This is a genomic window from Lutibacter sp. (genome assembly GCF_030692605.1).
Taxonomy (GTDB): domain Bacteria; phylum Bacteroidota; class Bacteroidia; order Flavobacteriales; family Flavobacteriaceae; genus Lutibacter.
This window is the reverse complement of the sequence record NZ_JAUYUD010000117.1, coordinates 1-23151: the sequence shown is the minus strand read 5'-3', so window position 1 is coordinate 23151 and position 23151 is coordinate 1. Positions and strand designations below refer to the sequence as shown.

The 23151-nt window shown below is 30.8% G+C and carries 21 protein-coding genes; 15 read left to right on the top strand and 6 right to left on the bottom strand.

Features of this window, described 5'->3' with window-relative positions; all coding sequences use genetic code 11:
* Positions 1–235: 235 nt before the first annotated feature.
* Genes Q8S45_RS12705 through Q8S45_RS12695 form a run of 3 tightly spaced genes read right to left on the bottom strand, consistent with a single transcriptional unit; the run spans position 236 to position 2960 of the window.
* Positions 236–1276 carry a GMP reductase gene (locus Q8S45_RS12705; protein WP_305605514.1) on the bottom strand — a complete coding sequence of 347 codons (1041 nt, stop codon included), beginning with the start codon at positions 1274–1276 and terminating at the stop codon, positions 236–238.
* A gap of 12 nt (positions 1277–1288) precedes the next feature.
* Positions 1289–2203, bottom strand: coding sequence for a bifunctional UDP-sugar hydrolase/5'-nucleotidase (locus Q8S45_RS12700; protein WP_305605512.1), 915 nt, complete (start codon positions 2201–2203; stop codon positions 1289–1291).
* Positions 2204–2207: 4 nt separating this feature from the next.
* The gene (locus Q8S45_RS12695) at positions 2208–2960 is read right to left on the bottom strand and encodes a 5'-nucleotidase C-terminal domain-containing protein (RefSeq protein ID WP_305605509.1); all 753 of its coding nucleotides are present in this window, start codon (positions 2958–2960) and stop codon (positions 2208–2210) included.
* A gap of 54 nt (positions 2961–3014) precedes the next feature.
* Here Q8S45_RS12695 and Q8S45_RS12690 point away from each other — a divergent pair, with 54 nt between their 5' ends.
* The 13 genes from Q8S45_RS12690 to Q8S45_RS12630 all read left to right on the top strand — a co-directional run bounded on the left by Q8S45_RS12690 (position 3015) and on the right by Q8S45_RS12630 (position 15966).
* Positions 3015–3539 (top strand): hypothetical protein, encoded by a 525-nt coding sequence (locus tag Q8S45_RS12690; RefSeq protein ID WP_305605506.1) that lies wholly within the window; start codon positions 3015–3017, stop codon positions 3537–3539.
* 42 nt (positions 3540–3581) lie between these two features.
* Positions 3582–4457, top strand: coding sequence for a 4-hydroxy-tetrahydrodipicolinate synthase (gene dapA / locus Q8S45_RS12685; RefSeq protein ID WP_305605503.1), 876 nt, complete (start codon positions 3582–3584; stop codon positions 4455–4457).
* A gap of 44 nt (positions 4458–4501) precedes the next feature.
* A complete protein-coding gene (locus tag Q8S45_RS12680; protein ID WP_305605501.1) occupies positions 4502–5017 on the top strand; it encodes a ferritin in 516 nt (171 codons plus the stop codon).
* A 117-nt stretch (positions 5018–5134) separates the two neighbouring features.
* Positions 5135–5953, top strand: a complete 819-nt coding sequence (locus Q8S45_RS12675) for an outer membrane protein assembly factor BamD (RefSeq protein WP_305605498.1) — start codon at positions 5135–5137, stop codon at positions 5951–5953.
* Positions 5953–6279: a DNA-directed RNA polymerase subunit omega gene (locus Q8S45_RS12670; RefSeq protein WP_305605495.1), complete on the top strand. Its 327-nt coding sequence runs from the start codon at positions 5953–5955 to the stop codon at positions 6277–6279. The genes Q8S45_RS12675 and Q8S45_RS12670 overlap by 1 nt, the downstream gene beginning before the upstream one ends.
* Positions 6280–7494 carry a bifunctional phosphopantothenoylcysteine decarboxylase/phosphopantothenate--cysteine ligase CoaBC gene (coaBC, locus tag Q8S45_RS12665; protein ID WP_305605492.1) on the top strand — a complete coding sequence of 405 codons (1215 nt, stop codon included), beginning with the start codon at positions 6280–6282 and terminating at the stop codon, positions 7492–7494.
* Positions 7487–8374 (top strand): DUF4835 family protein, encoded by an 888-nt coding sequence (locus tag Q8S45_RS12660; protein ID WP_305605489.1) that lies wholly within the window; start codon positions 7487–7489, stop codon positions 8372–8374. The genes coaBC and Q8S45_RS12660 overlap by 8 nt, the downstream gene beginning before the upstream one ends.
* A 22-nt stretch (positions 8375–8396) precedes the next feature.
* A complete protein-coding gene (recN, locus tag Q8S45_RS12655; protein ID WP_305605486.1) occupies positions 8397–10049 on the top strand; it encodes a DNA repair protein RecN in 1653 nt (550 codons plus the stop codon).
* Between the two features lie 40 nt (positions 10050–10089).
* Entirely contained in the window at positions 10090–10959 is an 870-nt protein-coding gene (locus tag Q8S45_RS12650; RefSeq protein ID WP_305605517.1) for an enoyl-ACP reductase, read from the top strand.
* Between the two features lie 149 nt (positions 10960–11108).
* Entirely contained in the window at positions 11109–11984 is an 876-nt protein-coding gene (locus Q8S45_RS12645) for an electron transfer flavoprotein subunit beta/FixA family protein (protein WP_305605483.1), read from the top strand.
* 27 nt (positions 11985–12011) lie between these two features.
* Positions 12012–13031 carry an electron transfer flavoprotein subunit alpha/FixB family protein gene (locus tag Q8S45_RS12640; protein ID WP_305605480.1) on the top strand — a complete coding sequence of 340 codons (1020 nt, stop codon included), beginning with the start codon at positions 12012–12014 and terminating at the stop codon, positions 13029–13031.
* A 79-nt stretch (positions 13032–13110) separates the two neighbouring features.
* A complete protein-coding gene (locus Q8S45_RS12635) occupies positions 13111–14850 on the top strand; it encodes an Acyl-CoA dehydrogenase C-terminal domain-containing protein (protein WP_305605471.1) in 1740 nt (579 codons plus the stop codon).
* A gap of 165 nt (positions 14851–15015) precedes the next feature.
* Positions 15016–15966: a glycosyltransferase family 2 protein gene (locus Q8S45_RS12630; protein ID WP_371133026.1), complete on the top strand. Its 951-nt coding sequence runs from the start codon at positions 15016–15018 to the stop codon at positions 15964–15966.
* On the opposite strand, the gene Q8S45_RS12625 is transcribed toward Q8S45_RS12630, so the two are convergent.
* Positions 15963–16322: a hypothetical protein gene (locus tag Q8S45_RS12625; RefSeq protein WP_305605465.1), complete on the bottom strand. Its 360-nt coding sequence runs from the start codon at positions 16320–16322 to the stop codon at positions 15963–15965. The genes Q8S45_RS12630 and Q8S45_RS12625 overlap by 4 nt on opposite strands.
* Before the next feature lie 63 nt (positions 16323–16385).
* Complete coding sequence (locus Q8S45_RS12620; RefSeq protein WP_305605463.1) at positions 16386–18917, bottom strand: ATP-dependent Clp protease ATP-binding subunit; 2532 nt, start codon at positions 18915–18917, stop codon at positions 16386–16388.
* A 256-nt stretch (positions 18918–19173) separates the two neighbouring features.
* On the opposite strand from Q8S45_RS12620, the gene gyrA reads away from it, so the two are divergent.
* The gene (gene gyrA, locus Q8S45_RS12615) at positions 19174–21684 is read left to right on the top strand and encodes a DNA gyrase subunit A (protein WP_305605460.1); all 2511 of its coding nucleotides are present in this window, start codon (positions 19174–19176) and stop codon (positions 21682–21684) included.
* Between the two features lie 11 nt (positions 21685–21695).
* Positions 21696–22976: a tetratricopeptide repeat protein gene (locus tag Q8S45_RS12610; protein ID WP_305605457.1), complete on the top strand. Its 1281-nt coding sequence runs from the start codon at positions 21696–21698 to the stop codon at positions 22974–22976.
* Positions 22977–23044: 68 nt separating this feature from the next.
* Here Q8S45_RS12610 and Q8S45_RS14005 read toward each other — a convergent pair whose 3' ends face one another.
* Positions 23045–23143, bottom strand: a complete 99-nt coding sequence (locus Q8S45_RS14005; RefSeq protein ID WP_371132950.1) for an IS3 family transposase — start codon at positions 23141–23143, stop codon at positions 23045–23047.
* Positions 23144–23151 lie beyond the last annotated feature (8 nt).

Below are 23151 nucleotides of genomic sequence, written 5' to 3'. Positions count from 1 at the left end.
CATCTAGCGAAGAAACGAAAAGTGGAATTTGAGACCTGTTTTTACCGATAATAAACTTCATAATAAAAGTTGTTAAAATATGATATAAATATATTGATAATCAATCAATTAGCAAAATAAAATGCCGCTTATTTAAGAATTGTAAGTAAATTATTGTACCGAATGAAAAAAGAGGGTTTTTAGACAGTTTGACGGGTTATTTAAAACCTTAAAGTTTAATACTTTAAAAGAACGGCTATTTTGTAAATATTTCGTTATGTTGTTCTTGTACTCTAATAAAAGTGGTTCTTTTGGTAAGTTCTTTTAGGCGCAAGGCTCCAACATAAGTGCAGGTTGATCTTAAACTTCCTAAAATATCGATTACCGTATTTTCAACAGCACCTCTATACAGTAATTTTACTGTTTTTCCTTCAGAAGCTCTATAGTCCGCAACCCCTCCAACGTGTTTGTTCATAGCTGTTTCAGAGCTCATACCGTAAAATTCTTTGTATTGTCTACCTTTAATCTCAATAGTTTTTCCACCACTTTCAGAATGTCCTGCTAACATACCTCCAAGCATTACAAAATCGGCACCACCACCAAATGCTTTTGCAATATCCCCTGGGATTTTACAACCTCCGTCAGAAACTATTTGACCACCTAAACCGTGAGCAGCATCTGCACATTCAATAATTGCCGAAAGTTGAGGGTAACCTACACCTGTTTTAACACGCGTTGTACAAACAGAGCCAGGTCCAATGCCGACTTTAATAATATCGGCACCAGAAAGCAGTAATTCTTCAACCATTTCACCAGTAACTACGTTACCGGCCATAATAACTTTGTCTGGATATTTATCTCTAGTTCTTTTAACAAAATTTACAAAATGTTCGGAATAACCATTTGCAACATCAATACAAATGAATTTTAATTGAGGATTTTGATTAAAAATAGCAGCTAGTTTTTTTGAATCACCCGCACCAGTTCCAGTACTAACAGCAATATGCTCTATAATTTCTATGGGAGATGATTTTACAAAAGTATCCCATTCATTTACAGTGTAATGCTTATGAATAGCTGTAAATAATTTATGTTTTGAAAGTGCTGTAGCCATTTCAAATGTACCAACAGTATCCATATTTGCAGCCATTATTGGAATACCATTCCATTTAAGATTACTATGTAGAAAAGTAAATTCTCTATCTAAGGTAACGTTAGCTCTTGAATTTAGAGTTGAACGCTTTGGGCGTATCATTACATCTGTAAAACCTAATTTAATATCGGTTTCTATTCTCATTTATAATTTCACTTAAACAATTATACTTTTTCCTTTGGTTGTAATATTTTTAGTTGCATCTATATAGAAATCAATTCTACCAATATTTACACCGAAGCATCCTACCTGATTCACAAGCACATCTTCACCCATACTGTTTTTTGCAATTGTTGGTTTTGGTAAAAAAGTATGTGTATGACCACCAATAATTAAATCTATATTTTTTGTTTTTTCTGCTAATTCGAGATCTCCTATCATTCCAGTTGATCTGTTATATCTGTACCCTAAATGAGAAAGACAAATTACTAAATCACAATTTTTATCTTCTTTTAAAATACGACTCATATCTTGAGCTATTTCAATTGGATTTAAATATTTGGTTTCTTTAAATAATTTTGGATCTACCAAACCATTTAACTCAATTCCTAAACCAAAAACACCTATTTTAACATCGTCCTTTTTGAAAATTTTATAAGGTTCAACATGACCATCTAGAACAGTATTATCAAAATCATAATTAGCAGATAAAAAGTCAAAATTTGCATTTGGCATTTGGGAGTATAAACCATCAATGCCATTATCAAAATCGTGATTTCCAATAGTAACAGCATCGTATTTTAGCATACTCATTAACTTAAATTCCAATTCCCCACCATACAAATTAAAATAAGGAGTACCTTGAAACATATCCCCAGCATCTAATAAAAGGGTATTCGGATTTTCTTTTCTTATAGCTTCTATTAAAGTAGCTCTTTTTGCAACACCTCCCATTTTGGCAAATTCAGGATGATTATCTGGAAAAGGTTCTATATGACTATGAACGTCATTCGTATGTATAATAGTAATATGTTTGGGGCCGGTAATTCCACATGATTGTAAGGATAATCCACCAATTGTTAAAAGAGCCGCAGCTCCTGAAGTCTGCTGTATAAAATTTCTTCTATTCATAATGTTATTTTTCTTTACGGAATCTACCGTCTAATATTGTTTTAATTGTGTCAGTTTCTTTTAAATAATCAATTATGGCGTTTCTTGCCCTATAGTCTAAGCGAAACAATTTAACAGGTTCTCTAAAAAAGCTCATTAAATCTCCACCATTTTGTAAATAATCGGTAGTTAAAACATAATAATTTTTCGTTTCATTAAAGGGAACATTATTTATTTTAAATTGATACCCGTTTTTTGTAATAAGTAAATTAGCATGTTTAGAAAGAGGGTGTGCAGCTTCATACTTTACTAAATAAGTTAAAAGTTCTTTTATTTTAACTGGAGAAAGTTCAACAACCACTAAATAATTTTCAAATGGCATCAACGTATAAATATCCTTTGTAGTTATTTTTCCTTTTGCAATGCTCGAGCGTAAACCGCCATAATTAAATAGAGCAAAATCAATATTTTTACCAGTTCGTGCTTTAAAAACAGGATTGGCTCTTTCATAACTTAAATCTGCAAATAAATTACCTAATGAGCTTTCTAATTCTCCATCTGTTCTTCCAATAAATTTTGGTGAATAGCTAATAATATTGCTCATTTCTGCATCTACCTTTACCTTATAGGGCTTAATTACTTCCTCGATTTTGGCGTCAGATTGAACATCTATTGCAACGGGAACAAGTTTTCCTTCAATTTTAACTATTTGAGGTGGATCATTCTTACATCCAAAAAGTACTGAAATTGTAAAAAATAAAATAATAAGTTTTTTCATGGTTGTATTACTAATGATTTTAATTAATTTTGTCTTGTCAAGAGGCAAATATAGATGATTTTCACAGGATTTAAACGAAAAAGTAATCAAAATTTTTTTAACAAAAGAATTGAAGAATTACACAATGATTTACAGGTAACCAATGCCTCACTAGTTAGAAATGCATTAATTTTTTTAGATGATTTTTCGGAAAAAGGGTTGATTTTAAGTGAAATACGAGAAAAGCTTGGACTGTCTGAAAATCAAATTCAATTTGTTATTTTTCAAAAAAAAATAGATAAAAAAAAACTTATTCCAGATGTAATAACTGTTAAAGATTTTGGTTGGTATGGCAATATTCTTTCTTCAGAAATAAAAAATCTGTTAACAAAAGAATACGATTTGTTAATTAATTATAGCAAAGTTGAAAATGTGTTTATAAACCTCTTAATATTGCAATGCAAAACAACATTTAGAGTTGGTCTTTCCCATTTGGATAAGCGGTTGTATAATTTAATTGTTAATTGCGAAATAGATGATTATAAAGTGTTTACATCAGAAACACAAAAATATTTGCGTATTTTAAATAAAATAGAGTAAATTGATTGAGGAGGTTATATTTTTACAATTAAAAGTTAACAAATGAAAGAATTAATTGGCACTGGCGTTGCTTTAGTAACTCCTTTTAATAAAGATAAAACAGTAGATTATATTGGCTTAGAACGGTTGGTAAATTATCAAATTGAAAACGGTATTAATTATTTGGTTGTTTTAGGTACAACAGGAGAGCCAGCAACACTGACGGTACTGGAGAAAATAAAAGTTAAAGAAACCATTATTAATACCAATAATGGTAGATTGCCTTTAGTAATTGGTATTGGTGGGAATAATACAATGGCAGTGGTTGAAGAAATTAAACAAACTGATTTATCTGCATTTGCCGCCATATTATCAGTTTCTCCATATTATAACAAGCCAACACAAGAAGGAATATATCAACATTTTAAGGAAATTGCTCAAGCAACGGATAAGCCCATAATTGTTTATAACGTACCTGGTAGAACAGCAAAAAACATGGAGCCATCTACGGTATTAAGATTGGCCTCAGATTTTAAAAATATTATAGGAATTAAAGAAGCTGCAGGAGACATTGTGCAAGCAATGCGTTTATTGCAACAAAAGCCAAAAGATTTTATGATTATTTCGGGCGATGATATGGTTGCTTTGCCAATGGTTTTAGCTGGCGGATCTGGAGTTATATCTGTTATTGGGCAAGGATTGCCAAAATATTTTTCGACATTAATTAAACTTGGTTTAGAAGGAAAAATTGAAGAAGCAAACGCACTTCAATATAAAATAATGGATAGTATTGATTATATTTTTGAGGAAGGAAATCCTGGAGGAATTAAAGCAATGCTTCATAAATTAAATATTTGCAGTAACGAAGTTCGCTTACCATTAGTGAAAGCAAGTGCTGCACTTCAACAAAAAATTAATAACTTTGTAGAAAATTATTAAGAATTGAAAATACAAATTAAAATATAATTTTAAAAAATTAAACCATGTTGTCAGAAAAAATGCAAAATGCTTTAAATAAGCAAATAAGAATAGAAGCTGAATCTTCTCAAATATATTTAGCAATGGCTTCTTGGGCTGAGCAAAAAGGATTAGAAGGTGTTTCTCAATTTATGTATAAGCAATCTGATGAAGAACGCATGCATATGCTAAAATTATTTAAGTTTGTGAATGAACGTGGTGGATATGCGAAAGTTACTGAATTAAGTGCTCCAGCCTTAGAATTTGGTTCTATAACAGAAATGTTTAACACTTTGTATAACCATGAGTTGTTTGTCTCACAAAGTATCAATGAATTAGTACATATAGCTTTAGAAGAAAGAGATTATGCAACTCATAACTTTTTACAATGGTATGTTGCCGAGCAAATTGAAGAAGAAGCACAAGCAAAAACCATACTTGATAAAATCAACTTAATTGGAGACGATAAAGGCGGATTGTATTTGTTCGATAATGATATAAAACAATTTTCTGTTGTAAGCTCAATTATGCCTCAGGTATAATTAACAAACAATTAAGAGGGTAATCCTTCGTTTTATGTAAAACCACCTTATTTTTGTGAATTGTTGGACTGAAAAAAATCATTTTAATAATCCATAATAAATAACTAATTTTGCCAAATGCAAAAAAATAAATTTTATAGTATCATTTTGTTGATTGCTATTGGTATTTCATCTTGTAGTGAATACCAAAAAGTTTTGAATAAAGGCCCTTTAGAAAAACAATACGAAATGGCCACAGAACTGTACGAAACTCAAAAGTACAGTAAATCCATTCAGTTATTCGAAAAAATAACACCAAGTTATAGAGGAAAGCCTCAGATGGAACGTATACAATATATGGTTGCAATGGCGCATTATAACACCAAACAATATACATTAGCTGCATATTATTTTGATAAATTTGTTAAAAATTATCCAAAGAGTTCTAAAATTGAAGAAGCCGCTTATTTATCTGCTCACAGTTATTTTTTAGCATCTCCAATTTTTAGTTTAGATCAAAAAGATACCAATGAAGCAATTACCGCATTGCAAAACTTCATTTTTAAATATCCAGAATCGGATAAGGTAGAGGAAGCTAATAAAAACATAAAAGAATTGACTTTTAAATTAGAAAAAAAGTCGTTTGAAATTGCTAAACAATATTATGAAACTAAAGATTACATTGCTGCAATTGTAGGTTTTGATAATTTATTGACTGAATTTCTTGGAACTTCTTTTAGAGAACAGGCATTATATTTAAAATTTAAAGCAAGTTACGAATTGGCAGTGAATAGTTTTTTTACTAAAAAAGAATCAAGATTAATTGATGCTACAAAATCACATGAACGATTTAAAAGAAATTTTCCAAATTCTGAATATTTAAAGGAAACTGAAAAATTGTTAATAAACTTAAATGAAGAATTAAATTCTTTAATTACACTTAAAACACAAAACTAATGGATCATAAAAACTCAAAAGCACCTAACACAACAGTCACTTACGATAGAATTAAAATTGAAGAGCCAACTAAAAATATTTACGAGGCTATAACTATTATATCAAAGCGTTCTCAACAAATTAACGGCGATTTAAAAAATGAATTGGTTGAAAAATTAGAAGAGTTTGCGACATATACTGATAGTTTAGATGAAGTTTTCGAAAATAAAGAACAAATTGAAGTTTCTAAATTTTATGAAAAATTACCTAAATCTACTGCAATTGCAGTTCAAGAATGGTTAGATGGTAAAATATATCATAGAAATCCAGATTCTTCCCAAGAATAAATGTCAGTTTTAAGCGGTAAAAATATTCTTTTAGGCGTTACTGCCGGTATTGCTGCTTATAAAACAGCACATTTAGTTAGACTATTTATAAAAGCAGGTGCTCAGGTCAAAGTTGTAATGACTCCAGCCTCAAAAGATTTTGTTACTCCGCTAACACTTTCCACACTTTCTAAAAATCCTGTTTATTCTACTTTTTTTGAAAAAAATGAAGGAGAAAACGAAGAATGGAATAGCCACGTAGAATTAGGTATATGGGCAGACCTTATGGTTATTGCTCCTGCAACAGCAAATACATTGTCTAAAATGGCAAATGGTGTTTGCGATAATTTATTGATGGCTACCTATTTATCTGCAAAAAGTAAAGTTTATTTTGCTCCTGCAATGGATTTGGATATGTATTTACATCCAACTACAGCAAAAAGTATAGAAAAACTTCAAAGTTTTGGAAACATATTTATTCCACCAAATACTGGTGAGCTTGCAAGTGGTTTAGTAGGTGAAGGACGTATGGAAGAGCCTGAGAACATCGTTTCTTTTATAGAAAATGAAATAATAAAAGGATTACCTTTATACGGCAAAAAAGTTTTAATAACTGCTGGCCCTACGTATGAATCTATTGATCCTGTCAGATTTATTGGAAATCATTCTTCTGGAAAAATGGGATTTGAATTGGCAAAAAGTGCTGCTAATTTAGGCGCTGAAGTTTATCTTATTTCTGGTCCTTCTAATGAAACCGTTTCTAATAATTTAATTCAAAGAATTAATGTAATAACGGCAGAAGAAATGTATGTTGCTGTTCATGAATATTATAAAAATGTGTCTATAGCTGTATTGGCAGCTGCGGTTGCAGATTATAAGCCAAAAGTTATTGAGACAAAAAAAATAAAAAAGTCGACCGATTCTTTACAGCTCGAATTGGTAAAAACAAAAGATATATTAGCTTCGTTAGGAAAAGAAAAAAAGCAGCAATATTTAGTTGGTTTTGCTTTAGAAACTGATAATGAAATCGAAAATGCAATATCCAAGTTAGTTTCTAAAAATTTAGATTTAATTGTGTTAAATTCACTTCAAGATAAAGGTGCAGGTTTTAAAAAATTAACAAATAAGATTACTATTATTGATAAATTCAAAAAAATAACCGAATTTAGTCTAAAATCTAAAACAGAAGTCGCTTCAGATATTCTTAATGAAATTGTAAAAAATATAAATGCATAAAATTTTACTTATACTCGTTTTATTTATATTGGCAATGCCTTTATATGCACAAGAAATAAATGGATCGGTAACAGTAAATGCAGATAAAATTCCCGGTTCAAATAAGCAGGTTTTTAAAACTTTAGAAAATTCATTGAATGAATTTGTGAATCAAAAACGTTGGACTTCTTCAAATTTTAAACCTCAAGAGCGAATAAAATGTAATTTTACATTAACAATTATTGATTATTCTGGCGATGAAATGAGAGGACACATTCAAATTCAATCTTCTAGACCAGTATATAACTCAACATATTTGACTCCAGTGTTTAATTTTAAAGATGATAATTTTTCGTTTAGATATGTAGAATTTGAGCCAATACAGTTTAATGAAAATTCATTTGAATCTAATTTAGTTTCTATTATTTCATTTTATGTGTATTCTATTTTAGGAATGGATGGAGATACTTTTACTTTAAATGGAGGTACAAATTATTATGCTAAAGCTCAAAGTATTTTGGTGCTAGCCCAACAAAGTGGCTATACAGGTTGGAATCAAAATGATGGTAATGGCACTCGTTTTACGCTCATCGACAATATTTTATCGCCTGCATATGATGCTTATAGATCATCTTTGTATAAATATCATTTAAAGGGTTTAGATTCGATGAATCTTGATAAAAAAGGTGCAAAAAATATGATAGCCGATGCTATTTCAGATTTAAAAATTATATACAACACCAGACCAAATGCATTTCTTTTACGTGTTTTTATCGATTCAAAAGCTGATGAAATTGTGAAAATATTTTCTGATGGTCCAAGATATGACACCTTCAGTTTGAAAGAAGATTTATTGAAAATTTCCCCAATCAATGCCGCTAAGTGGAATGAAATAAAGTAAATTCTTAAAAAAAAACTAAAGAATGCTTACAAATCTTTCCATAAAAAACTTTGCTTTAATAGAGAGCCTTTCTGTTAATTTTAAAAATAATTTCTCAATAATTACTGGTGAAACAGGTGCTGGTAAATCCATTTTATTAGGTGCTTTAGGTTTGGTTTTGGGTAAAAGAGCAGATTCTTCTGCCTTAAAATATACTACTGAAAAATGTATAATTGAAGGCCAATTTCGAATTTCAAATTATCAACTAGAATCTTTTTTTGAAGAAAATGAGTTAGATTTTGAAAATGAAACCATCATCAGACGTGAGATTTTACCAAACGGAAAATCGAGAGCATTTATAAATGATACTCCAACCACCATTCAGGTTTTACAACAATTAAGTGAGAAATTAATTGATGTTCATTCGCAACATGAAACCTTAGAATTGGCTGAATCAAGTTTCCAATTTCATATAATTGATGCATTAGCTGGTAATTTTCCTAAAATAGATTCGTATAAAAGAGGGTTGAATTTATATACTCAACTTTTAAAAGAATTAAAACAACTTAAGTCAAATCAAATTTTAGCGCAGGAGCAATATGAGTACAATCTGTATTTGTATGAAGAACTGAAAAAAGCAGGGTTAAAAATTGATGAACAAGCAGAAATTGAACAATCGCTCGATAAGTTAAATAATATTGAAGACATAAAATTAAATTTAACGGAAGCACTTTCCATTGGAATAGCTGATGAAATTGGAATTCAGAATTTAATTGTTTCTGTAAAAAATAAATTACTAAAAATTGCAAGTTATTCAAAAGAATACGATGAGCTATATCAGAGATTGACAAGTGTTAAAATTGAATTTGACGATATAGTTGGTGAGATTGAAAGTCTAAATGAAGAAGTAAGTTTTGATTCTTCGGAATTGGAAAAATTAAATGACAGGTTGCAGCTAATTTATAATTTGCAAAAAAAGCATTCAGTAAATTCAATAGAGGAATTGATAAATATTCAATCTGAATTAGAAGAAAAGGTTGATTCGGTTGTAAATTCGTCTTCTAATCTGGTTAAAAAGGAAAATGAATTGCAAGAAGTAGCTGCTAAAATAGATGCATTGGCAATAAATATTTTTAAAGCAAGAGAGGCTGCTATTCCCATTTTAATTAAAAAAATGGAAAACATTCTGTCTAATTTGGGAATGGAAAACACTAGATTCAATATAACTATTTCTCATAAAAATAATTATTATTCCAATGGAAAAGATGAGTTATTATTACTCATTTCTGCTAATAAAGGAGTAAATTTTGGGGAATTAAAAAAAATAGCATCTGGAGGTGAATTATCTCGTATTATGTTAGCAGTAAAGGCAATTTTATCTGATTATTCAAAGCTTCCAACTATTATTTTTGATGAAATTGATTCTGGTGTTTCTGGTGATGTATCGCAAAAAATGGCAGAAATTATGCAACAAATGAGCATAAATATGCAAGTTATTACCATTACTCATTTACCACAAATTGCCGCGAAAGGTCAACAACATTATAAAGTTTATAAAGAAGATGTAAATAATAATATTAGCACACAGTTAAGGTTATTATCAGAAAATGAGCGTGTTGAGGAAATCGCAGAAATGCTAGGGGGGAAAAATATTTCAACTACAGCAATAGAACATGCGAAACAATTATTAAATTAAGAAATACTATATTTGCGAACTATTAAAATTAAAAAATACAATTATGTATAATTTATTAAAAGGGAAAAAAGGAATTATTTTAGGTGCACTCGATTCTAAATCAATTGCATGGAAAGTTGCAGAAAGAGCTCATGAAGAAGGCGCTATATTTGTTTTATCAAATGCACCTGTTGCATTGCGACTTGGAACCATAGCAGAATTAGCGGAAAAAACTGGATCAGAAATTATTGCTGCTGATGCAACATCAATTATGGATCTTGAAGATTTAGTAGATGGTGCAATGAAAATATTAGGAGGAAAAATTGATTTTGTGTTGCATTCAATTGGCATGTCTGTAAATGTACGTAGAGGAAATCATTATACACACCAAGATTATAATTTTACAAAAACTGGATTTGATGTTTCGGCATTGTCTTTTCATAGATTAATGAGCGTATTGTACCAAAGAGATGCAATGAATGAGTGGGGAAGTGTTGTAGCATTGTCGTATATGGCAGCTCAACGTGTATTCCCAGATTATAATGATATGGCCGATAACAAAGCGTATTTAGAATCGGTTGCTCGTAGTTTTGGATATTTCTTTGGTAGAGATAAAAAAGTTCGAGTAAATACCATTTCTCAATCCCCAACTCCAACCACTGCTGGAAATGGCGTAAAAGGTTTCGACGGATTTATTGCTTATGCCGAAAAAATGTCTCCACTTGGAAATGCAACAGCTCTAGAATGTGCAGATTATACCATAAGTTTATTTTCAGATTTAACTAAAAAAGTAACACTTCAAAATTTATTTCATGATGGAGGTTTCTCTAATATGGGTGTAAGTACCGCTATTATGGAAGATTTTATGAAAGATTTTCAACCAGAAGCTAAAGAAATAGTTGAAGAAACTAAAGATAAAGACAAAAAATGATAATTTTTATTAAAGATTTAAAAAGGCGGTGATTTTATAATCATCGCTTTTTTTTTAAATAAATTTTGGAAGTATGAGTATTATCATGGTTTGATCGAATTTATTACTTTACTTTTAAAACTTAAAATAATACGACATAATATTATACTATGAGACCACTTAAAATTGTAGTACTTGCTAAACAAGTACCGGATACCAGAAATGTGGGTCCGGATGCCATGAAGCCTGACGGTACTGTTAATAGAGGGAAACTTTCAACTGTATTCAACCCAGATGATTTGCATGCGTTAGAGCTGGCTTTAAATATAAAAGATAGAATACCGGGCACAGAAATAACAATCTTAACTATGGGACCTCAAAAGGCAGCTGACATAATTAGAGAAGGTTATTACCGTGGAGTTGACTACGGGGTTATGATTTCTGATAGAAGATTTGGAGGTGCAGATACCTTGGCAACAAGTTATACCCTTGTAAAAGGAATTCAAAAATTGGCTCCTTACGATTTAATTCTAGGAGGAAGACAAGCAATAGATGGAGATACAGCACAAGTTGGACCGCAATGTGCAGATAAATTGAATATCCCTCAAGTTACATATGTGGAGGAAATTATTGAAATTAATGAGAATGAGATTATAGCGAGAAGACGTTTAGAAAAAGGTATTGAAATTGTTTCATCACCATTTCCTTGTTTATTAACTGTTCATGGGTCTTCACCAAAGTGCAGATCAAGACACGCTAAAAAAGTGATGCAATATAAATATGCAAGGACCAAAACAGAATTGAGATCGGCTAATGAATTAATTTTGACTTTGCACGAAAAGAGACCTTATTTAACAATTCCGGAATGGAGTGTTGAAGATATTGGAGCTGATTTAGATAAAATAGGATTATCAGGTTCGCCAACAAAAGTAAAAAGTGTTGAGAGTATTGTATTAACATCTAATGAAGCTAAAATACTAAGTGATTCTGATGCTGATATTGAAATGATGATTAAAGAATTAATTGAACATCATACCATTGGGTAATTTATAAAAACTTTAAAAGTATTAATTATGAAAAGTGTAATGGTATATTGTGAAGTCGAAAATCAAAAAGTAGCGGACATAAGCTTAGAGTTGTTATCCGCAGGAAAGCGTTTAGCTAAAAAGTTAGGATGTCCTTTAGAAGCTATGATTTTTGGATCAAATTTAAACGGAATAGAAGGTCAAATTGCTCCTTATGGAGTAGATAGGTTATTTGTTGGGAACAGTATGAGATTGGAACCTTATAGAACACTTCCTCACGCTGCGTTAGCTACTGCAATATTAAAAGAAGAAGATCCTCAAATAGTATTATTTGGAGCGACTTCTGTGGGTAGAGATTTAGCTCCAAGATTGGCATCTCAATTAAATTGTGGGTTAACAGCAGATTGCACTATTTTAGATATTGGAGATCACTTTGTAAAGCAAGAGAAAAAAGAATACAAAGATTTATTGTATGCCATTCGTCCCGCTTTTGGTGGTAGTATTATGGCAAATATTATCAATTGGGATATGCATCCTCAAATGGCTACAGTGCGCGAAGGTGTAATGAAAAAAGAAATATTTGATGAACATTATAGTACCGAAGTTATTGAGGTTGATATACATTCAATTTTAAAAGAAGAAGATTTTGTTGTAAAAGTAATTGAACGTCATGTTAAAGAATCAGGTGTAAACTTAAAAGATGCTCCAATTATTGTTTCTGGAGGATATGGTGTTGGATCTAAAGAAAATTTTCAACATTTAATAGATTTGGCAAAATTATTAGGTGGCGAAGTTGGCGGGTCTAGAGCTGCTGTAGACGCTGGTTATATAAGTCACGAACGTCAAATTGGTCAAACAGGCACAACAGTTCGTCCTAAATTATATATAGCTGCCGGTATTTCTGGAGCAATACAACATACTGCCGGTATGCAGGAAGCTTCTATGATTATTTCAATCAATAACGATCCAGATGCGCCCATCAACAAATTAGCTGACTATGTAATTCATGGAGATGTTGGTATTGTTGTTCCTAAAATGATTAAGTATTACAAAGAGAACGCAAAATAAAAAATAATAAAAACAATTAAGTTTTGCTGAATTTTTTTAATGAATTTAGTTTAAAACTCACAATATAAAAAAGTATAAAATGGATAATTTTTTTAAAGATACTCCAGATTTTAAATTTCATTTGGAACATCCAATCGTTCAAAAAATTGTAAAATTAAAAGAACGAAATTTTGAAGAATCAGAACACTATGATTATGCACCTTTAAATCATGAAGATGCCATAGACACCTACGAAAAAATATTAGAAATTGTTGGTGAAATTTGCGCTCAAACCATTGCGAAAAATGCAGAAGGTGTTGATATTGAAGGGCCACATATAGAAAACAATGAGGTTATTTATGCAAAGGGTACCACTGCTGATTATAAAGCATTATATGATGCAGGTTTAATAGGAATGGCTTTGCCAAGAAAGTATGGCGGTTTAAACTTTCCTTTACTTCCGTATGTCATGGCTGCTGAAATGGTTGCAAGAGCCGATGCAGGTTTTGCTAATATATGGGGTCTACAAGATTGTGCAGAAACTATTTATGAATTCGGTTCAGAAGAACAACGGGATAAATATTTACCTAGATTCAACAGAGATGGTGTAACAGCCGCAATGGTTTTAACAGAACCAGATGCAGGTTCGGATTTACAATCGGTGAAATTAAAAGCAACTTTTAATCAAGAAAAAAACATTTGGGTTTTAAATGGTGTAAAACGTTTTATTACCAACGGTGATGCAGATTTATGTTTGGTTTTAGCACGTTCAGAAGAAAATACATTAGATGCCAGAGGATTATCCATGTTTATTTATGACCGTACAAATCATGCTGTTGAAGTACGACATTTAGAAAAAAAATTAGGTATAAAAGGTTCTCCAACATGTGAATTGGTATTTAAAAATGCACCTGCTGAACTGGTTGGAAAAGAACGTTTTGGTTTGATAAAATATGTAATGGCATTGATGAATTCTGCTCGTTTAGGAGTGGGAGCACAATCCGTAGGAATTGCGGATGCAGCGTATAGGGAAGCTTTAAAATACGCCGAAGAAAGAGCACAATTTGGAAAATTTATTGTAAAATTTCCAGCGGTATATGAAATGTTAACGAATATGAAAGTTCGATTAGATGCTTTACGTTCATTACTTTATGAAACAACCAGATTTGTTGATATTTTTAAAGTATATGAAGAAGTTTTAAGAGATGGAACGTTAGAAAGTGACGAAAGAAACGAGATGAAGAACTATTCAAAACTGGCAAATGTATTTACACCGTTAATTAAATTAATTGCTAGCGAAGAATGTAACAGAATGGCTTACGATTCTTTACAAATTCATGGTGGAACAGGTTTTATGCAAGATTTCCCAATAGAGAGGATTTATAGAGATGCCAGAATTACATCAATTTATGAAGGAACAACGCAATTACAAGCTGTTGCTGCAATAAAAGGTGTAACAACAGGTGTATTTTTGGAGCAAATAAAGCAGTATGATAATGAAGTTATTGATAGTAATAGTGTCATAAAAGAAAAACTTCAAAAAATGACAGCTAATTATGAATTGGCTAGTCAAAAGGTAATAGATGTTAATAATAGTGAATATTTAGATTTTCATGCTAGGCGATTAGTTGAAATGGCCGGAAATATTATTATGGGATATTTATTAGTATTGAATAGTCAGCGCGATGAAAAGTTTACCAAATCTGCAAAGTTATTTGTTAACTTGGTAAGTTCAGAAAATAATGAAAGGTTCGATTATATTGATAATTTTGATATTGAAAATTTAGAATTATACAGGTCAACCGGTGAAGAAATTTTGCAAGAACTAGAAATAGAATAAAATTAAAACTTTTGATAAAAACCTACTTTGAATTTTTTGAAGTAGGTTTTTTCATTTGGAATAGTTAGCAATTGCATTTTTTTTTAAATACAGATGATTAAAGTATCAACTTCATTATATTAAATTAAATATGTTAATTTTGAATTTGTAAATTATACGAACGTGGTGTTAAAATTTTCAATCATTATCCCAGTTTATAACAGACCTCAAGAAATTGAAGAATTGTTGTTTAGTTTAACAAAACAAACCTATTCAAAAACATTTGAAGTAATTGTAGTTGAAGATGGTTCAGAAACTATTTCAAAAGAAATAGTTGATAATTATTCAGATAAATTAGATTTAAAATATTTTTTAAAACAGAACAGTGGCGCAGGGACTAGTCGCAATTTTGGAATGCAAAAAGCTTCGGGAAATTACTTTATTATTTTTGATTCTGATTGTTTAATTCCGCCTCAATATTTAGTTGAAGTTGATAATGCTTTAACTCGAAATTATTCTGATGCCTATGGAGGTGCAGATGCTGCACACGACTCTTTTACTGTAATTCAAAAAGCCATTAATTACAGTATGACTTCCTTTTTGACAACTGGAGGAATTAGAGGAAGCAAAAAAGCCGTTGATAAATTTCAGCCAAGAAGTTTTAATTTAGGAATTTCAAAAAAAGCATTTGAAGTTACCCAAGGTTTTAGTAAAATGAAAATTGGTGAGGACATAGATTTAACCTACAGATTGTGGGAAAACAATTTTGAAACTCAATTTATTGAAAATGCATTTGTATATCATAAAAGAAGATCAACATTTAAACAATTTTTTAAGCAAACTTTTGCATTTGGCAAGGGGAGACCATTTTTGAATAAAAAGTACCCAGATACTGCTAAAATTACATATTGGTTTCCAACATTATTCGTTTTATCATTTTTTATTTCAATTCTTTTTTTACTTATAGATGTTAAGTTATTTGCATTATTATTTGTCTTTTATTTTTTAATATTGCTTTTAGATTCTTTACAAAAAAGCAAAAATATTCTAGTCGCTATAACAAGCATTGTCACAACATTAATACAATTTTTTGGTTACGGGTTTGGTTTTTTAAAAGGAATGTTTTTAAAAAATTAGTTTTCTAGTTTTAAAGGAATAATTTCAATAAAATAATAAACTATAGCTGCAACAGTTCCTCCAAAAATTAAAATAAGCGTCCACATTATTTTTTTGTTAGAATCGTTTTCAGATTTATTATTGGTGTGAACAATGTAATAAATTTTAATCCCAAAACTTATTACCCCGGCAATAATAATTAAAACGATAAAACCAAAAATTGATGGAATGAATTCTAATGGAAAATCACCTCTGTTACGTTCCAGCTCAATAATATGATCAAAAAAGACTATAAAAAATAGAGCTAAAGAAACTATTACAATAACCAAGGGTAAAAAGGTAAATATTCCAAGCCAAAATTTTGTTGAAGATTTCATAATAAAATTTTTTTAAGATTTGTGCTTAACAATTAAAAATTATTAAATAAGAAAAAGGTCGAATTATTCAACCTTTTTCTTAGACTTATTAATTTTTATTGTAAGTTCATTTTTTTCTTTATCCAAATCCATTACAATAGTGTCGCCTTCTTTTAATTTTGAATTTACGATTTCTTCAGCAAGAACATCTTCAATGTATTTTTGAATAGCTCTTTTTAAAGGTCTGGCTCCATACTGCTTATCAAAACCTTTATCTGCAATATAATCTTTCGCTTCTTCAGATAAATTTAGTGTATATCCTAAATCTACAATACGAGTAACTAATTTTTTAAGCTCAATATCTATTATTAAATGAATATGTTCTCTTTCTAAGGCGTTAAAGATAACCACATCGTCAATTCTATTTAAAAATTCAGGAGCAAAAGTTTTTTTAAGTGCATTTTCAATAATGCTTTTTGTATTAGAATCTATTTGTGCATTTCGTGCAGCAGTTCCAAATCCAACACCTGCGCCAAAATCTTTAATTTGACGTGCACCAATGTTGGATGTCATAATAATTACCGTATTTCTAAAGTCAATTCTCCTTCCCAAACTATCAGTAATAAAACCATCGTCTAAAATTTGAAGTAACATATTAAAAACATCTGGATGGGCTTTTTCAATTTCATCCAAAAGCACAACAGCATAAGGTTTCCTTCTTATTTTTTCGGTCAGCTGTCCACCTTCCTCATATCCTACATAACCTGGAGGAGCTCCAATTAATCTGGATATTGCGAATTTTTCCATGTACTCACTCATATCAATTCTAACCAAAGAATCTTCATTGTCAAATAACTCAATAGCTAGAACTTTTGCCAATTGTGTTTTACCAACACCAGTTTGTCCTAAAAATATAAATGATCCAATTGGTTTGTTTGGGTCTTTTAATCCAACTCTATTTCTCTGTATAGCCTTTACAACCTTAGAAACAGCCTCGTCTTGACCAACGACTTTCCCTTTGATTAAGTTTGGTAAATCATACAACCGTTGACTTTCTGCTTCTGCAACTCTATTTACAGGTATACCTGTCATCATTGAAACAACTTCTGCAACATTATCTTCTGTTACAATTTCTCTGTTTAATTTAGAGGCTTCTTCCCATTTAACTTGTTCAGTTAACAATAAGTTTTCAACTCTTTTTTCATCGTCACGTAAACGTGCAGCTTCTTCATATTTTTGAGTATTTACAGCTTTGGATTTATCTTCTTTAATTTTTTCCAATTGTGCCTCTAAATTCAATACTTCTTTTGGTACTACAATATTGGTAATATGTATACGAGAACCCGCTTCGTCTAAAGCATCAATAGCTTTGTCTGGAAGAAAGCGATCTGTCATATATCTGTTTGTTAATTTTACACATGCTTCGATAGCTTCATCTGTATAATCTACATTATGGTGATCTTCATACTTATCTTTAATGTTATGTAAAATTTGAATAGTCTCTTCTATGGAAGTTGGCTCAATTAATACTTTTTGAAAACGGCGTTCGAGTGCACCATCTTTTTCTATATTAGTTCTAAATTCATCTAAAGTTGTAGCACCAATACATTGTATTTCTCCTCTAGCTAATGCAGGTTTTAGCATATTTGCCGCATCTAAAGATCCTGTTGCACCTCCGGCACCAACAATGGTATGAATTTCATCAATAAACAAAATAATATCATCATTTTTTTCCAACTCATTCATTAAAGCTTTCATGCGCTCTTCAAATTGCCCTCTATATTTGGTTCCAGCTACTAAGCTGGCTAAATCTAATGAAACAATTCGTTTATTAAACAAGATTCTAGCAACTTTTCTTTGTATAATTCTCAACGCCAATCCTTCTGCAATAGCAGATTTACCAACACCTGGCTCGCCAATTAGCATAGGGTTGTTCTTTTTTCTTCTACTTAAAATTTGAGAAACACGTTCAATCTCTTTTTTTCTACCTACTACGGGATCTAGCTTGCCTTCTTCAGCCAATTTGGTTAAGTCTCTACCAAAATTATCTAAAACAGGTGTTTTTGTTTTTTTTACAACAGGCTTACCTTTAGATTCCTCAAAAGGGTTTGGTTTTGGTGCGTCAAAATCATCTTCTGAATCACTTTCAGCTTTCGGTAATTCCAATTCTTGATCTGAAAAAAGCTGTTTGAAAATGCTTTTAACATCTTCATAACTTGCTCCAAAATTATTAAGTAATTTTGTGGTAGGATCGTTCTCATTTCTTAAAATACACAATAATAAATGAGCTGTACTAACTAAATCGCTTTGATATAATTTAGCTTCTAAATAGGTTGTTTTTAATGCTTTTTCTGCCTGTCTCGTTAAATGAAGACTTTTTTTCTCATTTGCAAAGTCGTTGGAAGGATTTGATGGACTCAACACTTCAATTTTTTTACGAAGATGATCTAAGTTAATATCGAGTGCGTTTAGAATTTCAACGGCCTTTCCTTGACCTCTTCGTAAAATACCCAACATTAAATGTTCGGTACCAATAAAATCGTGACCTAATCTAAGGGCTTCTTCTTTACTATAAGCAATAACATCTTTTACTTTCGGCGAAAAATTATCTTCCATTTTCATTGATTTATATGGTAAAATTAATAGATTTTTTTCTTTTTTTGGTACAAAAACAACACCAGTTTTATATTACATGCCCTAATATGTTAAAATGATAGGGTAAGATTAATGATAATCGACTGTTTAATAGGGGGTTAAAGTGGTTAACTACTGTTGATAAATAATAGAAATTCATTGACCTAATTGACTTGCAAAAAAATGAAAAATTGTATATTGCTTCGTTAAATTAAGATACTAAAAAAATTAAAATTTTATGGCAGACGGAGAAAAATTGATCCCTATTAATATTGAAGATGAAATGAAATCAGCTTACATTGATTACTCAATGTCAGTGATTGTTTCTAGGGCTTTACCCGATGTGCGCGATGGACTAAAACCGGTACATAGACGTGTTTTATTTGGGATGCACGAATTAGGAATAAAAGCAACGGGGTCTTATAAAAAATCGGCGAGAGTTGTAGGGGAAGTTTTAGGTAAATTCCACCCACATGGTGATACATCGGTTTATGATTCAATGGTTCGTATGGCTCAAGAATGGAGTGTGCGATATATGATGGTGGATGGACAAGGAAACTTTGGTTCAGTAGATGGTGATAGTCCAGCAGCAATGCGTTATACAGAGGTAAGAATGCAAAAAATATCTGAAGAAATGCTCTCGGATATTGAAAAGGACACTGTAGATCACAAATTAAATTTTGATGATACTTTAAATGAACCAACGGTTTTACCAACTAGAATTCCAAATTTATTGGTTAATGGGGCATCGGGGATTGCAGTAGGAATGGCCACAAATATGGCACCGCACAATCTTACCGAAGTAATCAATGGTACGTTGGCGTACATTGAAAATAACAGCATTGAAATTTCAGAATTAATGCAGTACATAAAAGCTCCTGATTTTCCAACGGGTGGTACAATTTATGGATATGATGGTGTAAAAGAAGCATTTGAAACTGGAAGGGGAAGAATTGTAATGCGTGCAAAAGCAACTATTGAGGAAGTTCAAGGGCGTGAATGCATCATTGTTACAGAAATTCCTTACCAAGTTAATAAGGCTGAAATGATAAAAAAGACGGCCGATTTAGTTAATGAGAAAAAGTTAGAGGGAATTTCAAACATTAGAGACGAATCGGATAGAAATGGAATGCGCATAGTTTATGTTTTAAAACGTGATGCCATTCCTAATATAGTTTTAAATAAATTATATAAATATACGGCCTTACAAACTTCATTTAGCGTTAACAATATTGCGTTGGTTAAAGGAAGACCTCAACAATTGAATTTAAAACAGCTTATTCATTATTTTGTTGAACATAGGCATGTTGTAGTTGTAAGAAGAACTGAATTTGATCTTAAAAAAGCAGAGGCAAGAGCTCACATTCTAGAAGGTTTGATTATTGCAAGTGATAATATAGATGAAGTTATAAAAATTATAAGAGCATCAGCTAATGCCGATGAAGCACGCGAGAGTTTAATGGTTCGTTTTGAGTTATCTGAAATTCAAGCACGTGCAATTGTTGAAATGAGATTGAGACAATTAACTGGTCTTGAACAAGATAAACTTCGTGCAGAATATGAAGATATCATTAAATTAATAGCTGATTTGAAAGATATTTTAGCAAATGAGCCAAGAAGATTTGAGATTATTAAGGAAGAATTAGTTGCCGTTAGAGATAAATATGGTGATGCGAGAAGATCGGTAATTGAATATGCTGGTGGAGATTTATCTATTGAAGATATGATTCCTAATTCTAATGTTGTAGTTACAATTTCTCATGCAGGATATGTAAAAAGAACGAATTTAGATGAATATAAAGTTCAAAATAGAGGAGGAAGAGGTCAAAAAGGAGTAGCAACAAGAAGTGAAGATTTCTTGGAACATTTATTTGTTGGTACAAACCATCAGTTTATGTTATTTTTCACTCAAAAAGGAAAAGTATTTTGGATGAGGGTATATGAAATTCCTGAAGGAAGCAAAACATCTAAAGGAAGAGCAATCCAAAATTTAATTAACATTGAGCAAGACGATAAGGTTAAGGCATTTTTAGTTACAGAAGATTTAAAAGATGAGGAGTATGTAAATAGCCACTATATAATTATGGCAACTAAAAAGGGACAAGTTAAAAAAACCTCTTTAGAACAATATTCTCGTCCTAGAACAAATGGTATTAATGCTATAACTATTAAAGATGGTGACGAACTATTAGAAGCTAAATTAACAAATGGTAAAAGCCAAGTTATGATTGGTTTAAAATCTGGAAAAGCAATTCGCTTTGAAGAAGGTAAAACCAGACCAATGGGTAGAAATGCTTCAGGGGTTAGAGGTATTACTCTAGGCAATAAAAAGGACGAAGTGATTGGAATGATTGCTGTTAATGATCCTGAGAGTGATATTTTAGTAGTTTCTGAAAATGGTTATGGTAAAAAATCTAGTATAGATGATTATAGAATTACAAACCGAGGTGGAAAAGGAGTGAAAACTATTAATATTACTGAAAAAACAGGTAATTTAGTTTCAATTAAAAATGTATCTGAAGACGATGATTTAATGATTATCAATAAATCAGGTATTACAATTAGGTTGGCCGTTGCAGATTTACGCGTTATGGGTAGGGCTACTCAAGGTGTAAAATTAATCAATATTAAAGATAATGATTCTATTGCAGCTGTTGCCAAAGTAATGCATGAAGAAAATGATGATGGATTTGATGAAAATGGCACGGATATTGAAAAAGATAATGAAAATAATACAAATCAAGAATAAATTTTAATACAATGAGAAAACAACTATTAATTCTGTCGGCTTTATTTGTAAGTATGACAGTATTTTCACAAAAAGAAGAATTGAAGAATGCAGAAAAAGCAATTAAATCGAATGATTTTAACACTGCAATAGCTGCAATTAATCAAGCTGAAGCTTCGATAGCAGGTACTGATGATAAAACAAAAGCAAAATTTTATTATCTAAAAGGAATGGCATTATACCAAAATGGTGCTAATTTAACAGATGTAATTAAGATTGGAAATGCCTTTAATGAGTTACTTAAATTTGAAAATGACACTAAAACATTTAAATATTCTGAAGAAGTAGGGGGTCTTATAAATATGATGGTAAATAATTTGGCCAAAAAAGGAACAGATGATTATAACTATGCAATTCAGACAAAAGCTCCTACTGATTACCTTAAAGCAGCAAAGAGCTTTGAAGAAGTTTATAACTTAAGCCCAAGAGACACAGTATTTTTAGATAATGCTGCATTAGTATATGCTCTTGGCGAAAACTATAATACTTCAATTGATTTATATGAAAAATTGTTAGCTTTAAATTATACTGGTATTACTACAATTTATGTTGCTACAAGTAAAGCAACAGGTGAAGAGATAGTTTATAATAGCAAAAAAGAACTTGATCTACAAGTTAAACTTGGACTTGTTGAAAATCCTAAAGAAGAAAAGAAAGAATCTAGACGTGAGTTTATGTTCAAAAATTTAGCTCAAAATAATATTGCTTTGGGAAATAATAATAAAGCAATGGAGTATCTAACAATAGGTAGAAAAGAGTTTCCAAAAAGTTATTCCTTATTAATTGACGAAGCTAATTTGCACTATAAAAATGGAAATAATGATTTGTTTAAAGCGAAACTGGAAGAAGCTATTCAATTAAATCCTACTGAACCTACACTTTATTACAATGTTGGTGTAATGAATATGGATCAAAAAAAATTAGATGAAGCTATCAAGTTTTTTAAAAAATCAATTGAATTAAAACCAGATTATGCCGATGCTTATAATAATATTGGAGCCGCAATTATTGAGAAAGCAACACCAATTATTGAAGAAATGAATAGAAACTTAAATGACTTTGCTAAATATGATAAATTACAAGCAAAACAATTTGATGTTTATCGACAGGCTGTTCCATATTATGAGAAAGCCTTTGAGATTAATAAAACTAGTATCAGTGTTGTTCAAACTTTGATGGGGCTTTATGAAAATTTAGAAATGACTGAAAAGTTAAAAGCGATAAAACCTGTTTATGAAGCGTTAAAACAATAGCCTTCAATTTAAATGATAAAAAAGCTCACGAAAGTAGACTGAACCCAAAAAGTTAGACAAATTTATAATTAATTTTGACAATAATGAGCTCGATATTTTATCGGGCTCATTTTGTTTAGATTTGATTTAATTCTTTCGTTATTATAATAGTCTATATATTGTTTGATTTCAAGTT